This is a genomic window from Azospirillum sp. B4 (assembly GCF_000333275.1).
In the GTDB taxonomy this organism is placed as follows: domain Bacteria; phylum Pseudomonadota; class Alphaproteobacteria; order Azospirillales; family Azospirillaceae; genus Nitrospirillum.
Window position 1 is genome coordinate 1 of the sequence record NZ_BACU01000346.1, and the last position, 9,436, is coordinate 9,436.

9 protein-coding genes and 1 pseudogene are annotated in these 9,436 nt (G+C 64.9%); 2 read left to right on the forward strand and 8 right to left on the reverse strand.

Annotation, left to right across the window (positions count from 1 at the left end):
• Positions 1-25: 25 nt before the first annotated feature.
• Positions 26-478 carry an NUDIX hydrolase gene (locus I55_RS15285; RefSeq protein ID WP_044561450.1) on the reverse strand — a complete coding sequence of 151 codons (453 nt, stop codon included), beginning with the start codon at positions 476-478 and terminating at the stop codon, positions 26-28.
• Positions 479-581: 103 nt separating this feature from the next.
• Here I55_RS15285 and I55_RS15290 point away from each other — a divergent pair, with 103 nt between their 5' ends.
• Entirely contained in the window at positions 582-1,274 is a 693-nt protein-coding gene (locus I55_RS15290; RefSeq protein WP_044561451.1) for an SOS response-associated peptidase, read from the forward strand.
• Between the two features lie 3 nt (positions 1,275-1,277).
• On the opposite strand, the gene I55_RS15295 is transcribed toward I55_RS15290, so the two are convergent.
• The 7 genes from I55_RS15295 to I55_RS33115 form a co-directional block, all read right to left on the reverse strand.
• Positions 1,278-1,997: a hypothetical protein gene (locus I55_RS15295; RefSeq protein WP_044561452.1), complete on the reverse strand. Its 720-nt coding sequence runs from the start codon at positions 1,995-1,997 to the stop codon at positions 1,278-1,280.
• A 69-nt stretch (positions 1,998-2,066) separates the two neighbouring features.
• The gene (locus tag I55_RS15300) at positions 2,067-2,903 is read right to left on the reverse strand and encodes a transporter (protein ID WP_159107205.1); all 837 of its coding nucleotides are present in this window, start codon (positions 2,901-2,903) and stop codon (positions 2,067-2,069) included.
• Positions 2,904-3,512: 609 nt separating this feature from the next.
• A complete protein-coding gene (locus tag I55_RS15310; RefSeq protein ID WP_049974161.1) occupies positions 3,513-3,935 on the reverse strand; it encodes a 3TM-type holin in 423 nt (140 codons plus the stop codon).
• Between the two features lie 65 nt (positions 3,936-4,000).
• A complete protein-coding gene (locus I55_RS15315; protein WP_044561454.1) occupies positions 4,001-4,411 on the reverse strand; it encodes a glycoside hydrolase family protein in 411 nt (136 codons plus the stop codon).
• A 3-nt stretch (positions 4,412-4,414) separates the two neighbouring features.
• Positions 4,415-4,627: a hypothetical protein gene (locus I55_RS15320; protein ID WP_044561455.1), complete on the reverse strand. Its 213-nt coding sequence runs from the start codon at positions 4,625-4,627 to the stop codon at positions 4,415-4,417.
• An 83-nt stretch (positions 4,628-4,710) separates the two neighbouring features.
• Entirely contained in the window at positions 4,711-5,061 is a 351-nt protein-coding gene (locus I55_RS36015) for a hypothetical protein (RefSeq protein ID WP_044561456.1), read from the reverse strand.
• Between the two features lie 30 nt (positions 5,062-5,091).
• Entirely contained in the window at positions 5,092-9,174 is a 4,083-nt protein-coding gene (locus I55_RS33115; RefSeq protein ID WP_049974162.1) for a right-handed parallel beta-helix repeat-containing protein, read from the reverse strand.
• Between the two features lie 23 nt (positions 9,175-9,197).
• Between I55_RS33115 and I55_RS38475 the strand changes: the two are divergent.
• Positions 9,198-9,320: pseudogene (locus I55_RS38475) on the forward strand (CopG family transcriptional regulator); the annotation flags it as partial.
• Between the last annotated feature and the right edge of the window lie 116 nt (positions 9,321-9,436).

The window sequence follows — 9,436 nt, forward strand, 5'->3', positions numbered from 1 at the left end:
CGGAAAACTCGCCGTGCGGAGCAACTCAAGGCACTGGCGGCGTGTAGCTGCGCTGGGCGGACCAGGCGTCCAGGGCCAGTTCCACTGGCCGGAACAGGGGCCGCGGCAGGGCGTCCACCTCATACCAACCCCAGTCCGCGATCTTGTGGGGCTCCAGCACCTGGGGCTCACCAGGCTCCACCTCCTCGGCGAGGAACTGGATGTCCACATAGTGCCTGTCGTAGGCCAGGATGTTGTGCAGGCAGAGGAAGCGCAGGCGCCGCACCACAAGGCCGCATTCCTCCCGCACCTCACGGATGGCGCACTCCTCGAAGGTCTCGCCGTATTCCAGGTGGCCGCCGCACCAGGAATAGCTGCCGTCGCCATGGCTGTTGCGCCGGCGGCCCAGCAGGATGCGCCCTTCCCGTTGGATCAGCACGCCGATGCCCACCTTGGGCACGCCGGTGACACTTGATGCGGAAACCAGGGATTGGGTCATGGTGGCGTCTCGGGTACTAGCTGTGGCATCTATAACGCCTTCAGCGGTACCATGACGCTGGCTTCGCGCCAAGCGCCTGTCCGTCCCTCCCGGAGTTCCCGCCATGTGCGGTCGTTATGCCGCCGTCACCCCACCCCAGGCCATGGAGGCGCTGTTCCAGACCCTGGGCTCCCTGCCGAATTTCCCCGGCCGCTTCAATATCGCGCCCACACAGACGGCGCCGGTGGTGCGCTGGAACGCGCAAGCCGGGGAGCGGCGGCTGGACATGCTGCGCTGGGGCCTGGTGCCGTCCTGGGCGGAGGACCTGTCAGGCGGCGCCAAGATGATCAACGCCCGGTCAGAAAGCGTGGCGGAAAAGCCCACCTTCCGCCAGGCCTTCGCCCGTCGGCGCTGCCTGGTGCCGGTGACGGCCTTCTATGAATGGCGGATGGAGAACGGTGCCAAGCAGGCCTACGCCATCGCCCCCGCCAACACCGAGACCGCCGCCTTCGCCGGCCTGTGGGAAGGCTGGAGGGATCCCGCCAGCGGCGAATGGGTGCGCACCTACACCATCCTGACCACGGCGGCCAACGACACCATCGGCCACATCCACCACCGCATGCCGGTCATCCTGACGCCGGAGCATTGGCCCGCCTGGCTGGGCGAGACGGGCGCCGAGACGCCCGCCCTGCTGGACCTGCTGCGGCCCTACCCCGCCAACCAGACCCGCTTCTGGGCGGTGGGCGCCCGGGTTGGCAACGTGCGCAACGACGATGCCAACCTGCTGGCGCCCCAAACGGCCCGGTGCCTGCTTTGAGGATCACCGCAGGGCTTGTCGCAGGGCCTCCAGCTTTTGGGTGACATCATCCTCGTAGCGTTTCCGAAATGATTGGCAGAAGGCCTGGACATTCGGCTTGGCGCGCACATCGTCGGCCGATTGCCGCAGGTACTTTTCATATTCGGCCTCAAAGACGGTCCGTCGCTCCGGATTCTTGAGACCGGCGAAGTAAGATTTGATTTCCTGCCCAGCCCCATTGGCCGGCCAGCCGCACAGGGGAGCCGCCCCCTCCCAATCGGCGACGGCCAGCAGCGCCCTGTGGCCCTCACGGACACCTTTGCCGCACAGCGCACCCAATGGTGCACCGTTTTCGCCCGCCCGCGCGCAATCCCAGTTGGTGAAGCCCTCCTTGCCCCGGCTTTTGTTGCCCCCGAAGTAGGCAAGCGTGGGGTAGTTCGACCAACTGCCTCCCCGTGCGAAATCATTGCCGGATTGATTCGGTGGAATCTTGTCCCCTGGCAGGAAGAAACCGAGCTCGCAATATAGCCCGCACTCCGCTTCCACAGCCTCACGGTAAACCGCCGGGTCCTGGGCATGCTTGGGATTGACGAGGATGAACTTGGTCGTCGGCACGTCCGTGAGCCTCCCGACAACTTTCCAGCCAGGGCCGGGGTCCTTGCCGAACGGGTCCTCCGCCGCTGCCGGCCCGATGGTCAAAACGGTGAAAAACATGACCGCCAGATAGACGATGCCAGCCCTCATCTCAGCCTCCAAAATACACGCTTTGGCTGAAATTCTAACGCCCGCGACCAAGAATCCCAAGCCATCCCGTCAAAGACGCAGCCCGATCTGCATCCAGAAATTCTCCCCCTGGGCCCGGTGCTCGGCCATGAACTCATGCTGCCAGGTGAAGGTGGCATCCAGCGGGCCGATATTATGGCTGATGGCCGGGCCTGCGGCGAAGGCCTTGCCACGGTAGCCGTCGCTGTCCACCTTCAACCCGTTCTGAGTGTCATCCTCGTACTGGACGTAGAAATAGCCGGAAACGCCGAAGCGCCATCCATCGACATTGCAGGCGACGGCGAAGTCCAGGTCGAAGTCCGAACCGGAGTGGTAGTGGGTGGCGTCATTGGTGGTGTTGAACGCCAGACGCGGCGAAATATGTGCCTGCCATCCCTGGGGATCGACGTAGGCCAGGCCCATCGTGGGCTGGAAGGACCAGACATTGCGGCCGATGTTGGCCAGGGCGGTGGCGCTGTATTGGCCCACCGGCATGAAGATGTCGGTGCCCCACACCAGGGACAGGTTGGGACCCAGGTGCCAGCCTAGCAACAGCGGTGTGATGCCGATATCACCGAAACCCAATTTGCTGGTCTTCTGCCCAGCCACCTCGGCATGCAGGTCGACGATGGGCAGAATCACCTCCGACGCCACTTGGGCGCCGAACAGCTGGTAAGGCGTGACGACGAAGCCGCGAAAGGTCTGAGAGACGGATTCGACGCTGAAGTCCAGGGGCAGCTTGTTGCCGCCACCGTCGTTCATCTGGCCAGCGGTGTAGTAGTTGGGCTGGAACAGGATGTACTCGCCCGGCGGTGGCATCGCACCGGCCAGGTAGATGCTGGCACCAGGGGGATAACTGTTACCGCCACTTTCCGTTGCCTCCGCCACTTGCAAATTGGCAAACGAAATCGCGCACAGAATTGCCGTGCGAATTGCCCAGTTCTTCACAGAGCATCTCCTCCTCATTTTGCGATCCGCGCTTAGGCGGCCGCTTTTTATTTTGGTGAGGAGAAAGTCATCGGAATGGGGATGGCCGGCAAGCCGCATTATTCAATACGGCATCATCGGTTCGGCCGATGCATCGTGCGGTTGCCATCGCGCTGCGTCAATATGTTGCGTGCGGCGAGGATGGCGGCCTTGAACCGGAAACGCAGCTAGCCCTTGAAAATTTGGTGATCCCGGTGGGACTAAAATAATTTATATGGAACAACGCTTTCCGGGAAGGTGGGACATACAAAAACCCCACAGCATCCCATATGATTTTCACTATGGGTGTCCCACCTACAGCGCGTCAAAAAGCGTTCTGTCCTGCGGAAGAAAATCCGCCGCTGGCGCCGTCCACGCCTGGCCATCGGCGCGATGTTCGGAACACGCCCAGCGGCCCTTCCGGCCGGAGACTTGGCCGAAGCCGAAGCTACCGAACCGGGAAAGGCCGCCCTGGGCGCACCACCAGCAGTCATGGTTTATCAAGTCGATCATGACGACGACTATGCCATATCACTTGACGCCCTTGACCTTTTCCAGGGTCCGAAGACCCCCCAGCCCCAGCATCCCCAGTAGGATGGTGGTCAGTTGATCGTCGCCCAGCTTCGGCGGCGCCGGCGGGGCATGGCCTAGGATCAAGCCCGCCAGCCATACGACCAAGGGCATGACGATGTATTGGGATGCCAAGGCCGCGCCGCACACCCAACCAATGAATGGCCGCCAGCCGGCGACGAACACGCTGGCCGACGACGCCTCCGCCTTGTTGACGTCGAGCTGCGCCAGGTCCAGTTGCTGCACCCTATCCGCAGCCTCCTTGTAGGCGGCGGCTTCCGCCTGGGCCCGGGCGGTGGGGTCCGGGATAAAATCCAACAGTTTGTTGACCACGGGCGAGATGATGCCACTGGCCGGCGACAGCAGGTCTTGCAGGATACCCATCAGACGTTCCCCCAATGAGAAAGGGCGCCCAAGGCGCCCCGGATTGCAACGTGGTGCCGGTAAGGTCAGCCGGCGCGGATCAGTGCCGCGATGCGGGTCGCGCGGTCGCCCACCTGGATGGCCCAGCGCGATGCCAGGGCCGCCTCCGCCGCCTGCTCGAACCGGCCGGCCTGCAGATGCCCCAGCGTTGTACGGAAGGTCAGCAGGGTCGGCATGCCCATGTTGAAGGCCATGTTGGCCAGGGCGCGCTGTCGTCCTTCCGACAAGCCGCGCCACCAGGGTAACGCCTGGTCCAGCGCCTGCGTGACGCTGGCGATGTCGTTGGCCAGCAGGGCGTCGACTTCGGCCGGCGTCAGACCGACATCGGTTAGATTGCGGCCGACACCAATGGTCAGCTTTCCCACCGTGTCAGTGTATGGCTTGAGCCGCACGCCCTCGTCGCGGCGCAGATCGGCCGCAAGTTTGGCTTGATCCATGACTCAGCCCTCCCCGCCAGCGCGCGTGGCGCGGCGCTCGCCCAGACGCCCGCCGGTCAGGCGATGGAGGAGACACTGCACCGTCCTGGTCTCCAGGATTCTCAGCAGCATCCAGATGACGGTCAGGACGGTCACAACGCCCGGCAACAGGCCGGTTATCGCGGCCGACAGCGTAGCGGCATCCCCGGCCGTTCGGCCGTGGTCGAAAATGTTCATGCGGGCCCTCTCTGTGTTTCAGGCAATAAAAAGCCCGCTCAGCACCTGCTGGCGGGCGGATCAATCTGCGGCTGGTGTGGGCGTTAGGGGGCGCCCAGTTCCAACACCGCCAGGCGCTCCTGGGCCTGGGTCAGCTGTTCAGCCAACCCGTCCGCCCGCGCCGCCTCGGCCTGCAACTGAGCCTGCGCTGCCGCCAGGGCCGCCTGGGCGTCGCCGGCGGCTGCCACGGCGGCGGCCTGGACCTGGTCCAGCAGGTCCGCCAGGGGATAGGTGGTCGCGCTGGTCACCGCCTGCGCCTCGCTCAAGCTCTCGGCCAGCGTGGTCGCGCCATCACTGACGATATAGCGCCACTGAACATGACAGCCCTGCAGCTTACCATCCGCGCCCCACCGGGCCAGGAACTCATAGGGTAACTGCGTGGTCTGAAGGGTCATTGCGTCCTCACTTCCTTTGGAAGATAGCGGTCAGGAGACGACGGCGCGATCAGTTACGCGGCGCCAATTGGTGCCATCGGAAAAAGCCGGCACGGGGCCGCCGGATTCATCCGATACGTAAATCATCCGCTGTGCCGTAGCAGCGCTGGGCTGCGTGGCGACGGTGTAGCTTCGCAGGCCGACGATGCCGGAGGCATCGAACGCCGTGACGCTGTTGACCGTGACGGTGCCGGCCAAGGTGATGGCGCTATCCAGCACAGCCACGCGGGCATTGCCGGCGGCATCAAGAATGTTCGCCGCACCATTTGCGGCGCCATTCCCGGAGCCCGGGGTGATGTTGATGGTACCGCCAGTCTGGCCCGCTATGGTGGCCGATCCGGCTACCAGGGCCGCCACCCCCCCCTTGCCGGTTGAGGCATTGACGCCCGCCGCCAGCTTGATGTTGCCATTGTTATTGACCAGGTACAGGCCGGCACCCGCTCCCATCGCCAGCGCGGGAACCGACGACGATGGGGCCGCCGTCAGGGTCAGCGCCGTGACCGTCGCGGCGGCCGGATTGGTGCCGCCAATCACAACGCCATCGACAGTACCGCCGGTGATCGCCACCGCGCTGGCCGCCTGAGTGGCGATGCTGCCCAAACCCAGGTTGGTGCGGGCCGTGGCGGCCGAACCCAGATCAGATAGGTTGTTCGCAGCAGCCAGCCGGCTGGTGTCCGTCGGGTGCACATGATCGGCCCGGGCGTAGCGGGTGCTGCTGCCCACGGCCGCCGTGCCATCCATGCCCGGGGTCGCCGCACCGGCCTGCGCCAGGACAAAAGCGGTGGTGGCCACCTGCGTTGTGTTGGTGTCCACCGCCGCCGTGGACGCCGTGATAACACCTACAGCCACTGTGCCGGCGTCCAGATAGAGGGTGCCGGCGTTACTGGCGCCGTCCCACAACCCGATGCGCCAATTCGTGGCCACGCTATCGGTTTTAAAATAGAGCTGCGGTTTCCCTACGGCGTAGTCGGTGGGGGTCAGAACGGCGAAGTTTTGATTTCCCCCCGCCACGCCCAGGTAGCCTCGTATCAGGCCGGTTGCCGTGAGCGCGGCCGTGGTGACCGTCCCTGTGAAGGTGGGGCTGGCCAGCGGCGCCCTGCTGGTATCCGTGGGGTGCACATGGTCGGCGCGGGCGTAGCGGGTGCTGCTGCCCGCTGCCGCCGTGCCGTCCATGCCCGGTGTCGCCGTGCCAGCCTGCGCCAGGACGAAGGCCGTGGTGGCCAGCTGGGTGGTGCTGGTGTCCACGGCCGCCGTGGGTGCTGTGGGCGTCCCCGTCAGCGCCGGGCTGGCCAGGGGCGCCCGGCTGGTGTCAGTCGGGTGGACGTGGTCCGCGCGGGCGTAGCGGGTGCTGCTGCCCACGGCCGCGGTGCCATCCATCGCCGGGGTCGCCGCGCCAGCCTGCGCCAGGACGAAGGCCGTGGTGGCCACCTGGGTGGTGTTGGTGTCTACCGCTGCCGTGGGCGCCGTGGGCGTGCCCGTCAGCGCCGGGCTGGCCAGAGGCGCCTTCTTGGTATCCAGCTCGTTCAAGGCCGCCTGGACGGTCACCGACGTGATACCGCCGGCGGCGGTGTTGGTGATCATGGCGGCCGCGTAGTCGCCGGCCGCCGATGCCACGGCGCCGGTGCGGCCGAATACCGACAGGACGGGCGCAGCGGGGTGCGGCAGCTGCACCCAATTGGCCAGCACCGTGGGATCGTCGGCCGCAAGGATGTAGGCCTCAGACACATCCGTCCGCACCGCCACGTCGCCGCGCTGCGCGCTCAGGGCCAACATGGCGGCCTGGCTGGCGACGGTCCATGTATCGGTGATCGCCAGCGCCGGCAACTGGTTGGTCAATAGTTTGCCGGCGCTGTCGAGCGTCGCCAAGCCGTTGGCCACGGCCGCCCGGGCGGTGATTGCCGATTGGACGTGGGCGGTGGTCGCGACCTGCGTGGTGTTGCTGCTGGCGCTTGCCGTAGGCGCATACAGGGCGCTGGCGAAGGTGGCACTCCCCGTGGCCCGGCTCACTATTACCGGGCTGTCGATGAAGCTGCCGTCGTCGGCGAAGCGGTGGACGAAAAAGTCACTGCCGGCGTTCCCGCCGCTTTCGCCCGCGACATCGATACCCACATCAAACCGCGAGACACCGGCGGTTTTGAACCCCACGTAACGCCAGTTTCCCGGCGCCCCATCAATCGTCACCGAAGTGGTCGCGGTCGGATTGACCAGCGTTGGAGTGGTTGCCATGACCGCCATCCCGGAGCCGGTGGCCATCTGGTTGACGGTACCGGTGCTGGCGGTGTCGCTCACCCGGTAGATCAGCCAGTCATCGCCGGTGACGCCCAGCCCCATGCTGTCGATTGTGGCCGTGATGCCCCCCGTAACCGGGAAATGGATGTCCCAGCAGGGATAGCCGTCCGTGTCGGTGATGTAGCTGGTCCAGGCGGGGGCGGACCCGATGAAGCCCACCGCCGGGTCCTTGATCACGGTGCCGCCCCAGAACCCCAACGTGATCACGCCGCCACGCTGGACCTGACCATCCACGGTTCCGGCCCAACGGATGACATGCAGAATGGGCAAAAAGTTCGTGGTCTTTTTAACCTTGAAGCGGATGTAGCGGTTCGCGCCGCTGTCATAAATCGTCCGAGTGGATGACCCGATCCCATTGATCGCAGATGAGGTGGCGCCACCACCTGCGCCCTTTGAAAGGGGTAGGTCCATGCCGTAGCCGCCGAAGCCGCTGTCGCCATTGAGCGAACGGATGTCGCTGACGCCATCGGCTGTGGCGGAGGCGACGACGTTGAACGCATTGTCGTGCGCGTGGACGCGGCCGATCGTCAAAACGCCATTCTGGTACGCCTGAAGCGAAACCGACGGGATTGAACCCGTCGCGCGCAGGCTAAAGTCGTCGATCAAAACATGTGATCCATCGGCCACCACGAAATTATGGTTGTCCGCACCGGAAAAATTGGCCTCCAGCGACGCCCCCCGGATTTCAACATCGGTCGCGTTGAGGATGCGAATCATCAGGCCCCCGGCGAAATCGCGAACAACCACGTTGCTCACGCGGATGCGAGACGTCGTGTTGATGGTGCCGATTGATGACTCGGTTGCGCTTTGGCACAGGAGGCCGGTCACCACGACGCCGGTTCCATTTGCGCCGGTCAGTGTCGGGGCTGATGTGCCGGTCAACGAAAGGGTCGTCGCGCAGCCAAGGCCCCGGATGTTGGAATAGACGGCATTGCTGGATGCCGCGTTTTCAATTCCGTACGTGCAATTGATGGCCGTGACGTTGCTGACCGTCACGCCTATCACGCTGTCCAGGCTGAGGCCGAACCCCCATTGCGTGGATCGCCGGATAATGCAGTTGCTGATTGATACGTTGGTGCTGCCGCCCCAGAACTCGATACCTAAAAGGCCATAATCCTCCACCACGCAGTTGCTGACCGTGATCCGGTCGCTGGGCGTCGAGACCGGGTTGCCCGGCAGTTCCGTTCCGCCATACCCCTGAAGACCGATCCCGGCATGCCCCCCGCTCGACGCCAGGCAGTGGACTCTGTCGATGATCACATCGGTGCAGGCGCCCGCGATGAACACACCCTGGTTGCTGCCGCCGGACAGCGTGCCGCGCCCGATCTTGACGGCTGTCGAACTGTGCAATGCGATCGCCGCGTGGGGGGCGTCAGTGACAAGCCAGCCCTCCACCGTGACAGTCGACGAGCCGATGATGTAGATCCCGGCCTTGCCCGGAGAGGTGACGGTCACGCCCCGGATGGTGACATTGGACTGGCCGATCACCTGGATGGCTGAGTTGTCGGTGGGTGTGCCGCCGCTGATGGTTAGACCGTCAAGGGTGCAGCCGGACGACAAGATCAGCGCGTGGCCGCCGGAAAAAATCAGCTCGCCATCACCTGTCACCGTCGTGTTGGGCGGTACGGTCAGGCTGGCTGTCGACAGATAGCGCCCCCGGATCGTCAGCGTGCCGCCGGCCGCCGCCGCCAGGGCCAAGGCCAGGCTGGCGCTACTGTCCGTCTCGCCATCCGCGACGGCGCCATAATCCAGCGGGCTGATGTTGTCGATGGTCCGGGCCTGCATGGCGCCGGCGATGGAAATGACAGCGGGCCCAGGCGGGTGAGCGTTACGATGCGTTCGTCGCAGCGCTCGGCCGCAGACTCGCCAAGGGCCCGAAGCTCCGGCAGGAGATTTCCGAGGACATAGATCCCGCGCGCGACGCGCAATAAGCAGCGATTACGGCAACTCAAGTATTCGGCGATTCCGCCGATCGCCTGTCTTTGTACGCCACGGTACGACGAGCAAAACAACCTGTTGCCGCCGGCCGATTTCCGGTTCTCTTAAT

Excerpts from the sequence above, each read along its gene's own strand:
- I55_RS15285 (WP_044561450.1), bottom strand. The coding sequence starts at position 478 with ATGACCCAATCCCTGGTTTCCGCATCAAGTGTCACCGGCGTGCCCAAG.
- I55_RS15295 (WP_044561452.1), bottom strand. The coding sequence starts at position 1,997 with ATGAGGGCTGGCATCGTCTATCTGGCGGTCATGTTTTTCACCGTTTTG.
- I55_RS36015 (WP_044561456.1), bottom strand. The coding sequence starts at position 5,061 with ATGACCCTTCAGACCACGCAGTTACCCTATGAGTTCCTGGCCCGGTGG.
- I55_RS33115 (WP_049974162.1), bottom strand. The coding sequence starts at position 9,174 with ATGCAGGCCCGGACCATCGACAACATCAGCCCGCTGGATTATGGCGCC.
- I55_RS15290 (WP_044561451.1), top strand. The coding sequence starts at position 582 with ATGTGCGGTCGTTATGCCGCCGTCACCCCACCCCAGGCCATGGAGGCG.
- I55_RS15310 (WP_049974161.1), bottom strand. The coding sequence starts at position 3,935 with ATGGGTATCCTGCAAGACCTGCTGTCGCCGGCCAGTGGCATCATCTCG.
- I55_RS15320 (WP_044561455.1), bottom strand. The coding sequence starts at position 4,627 with ATGAACATTTTCGACCACGGCCGAACGGCCGGGGATGCCGCTACGCTG.
- I55_RS15315 (WP_044561454.1), bottom strand. The coding sequence starts at position 4,411 with ATGGATCAAGCCAAACTTGCGGCCGATCTGCGCCGCGACGAGGGCGTG.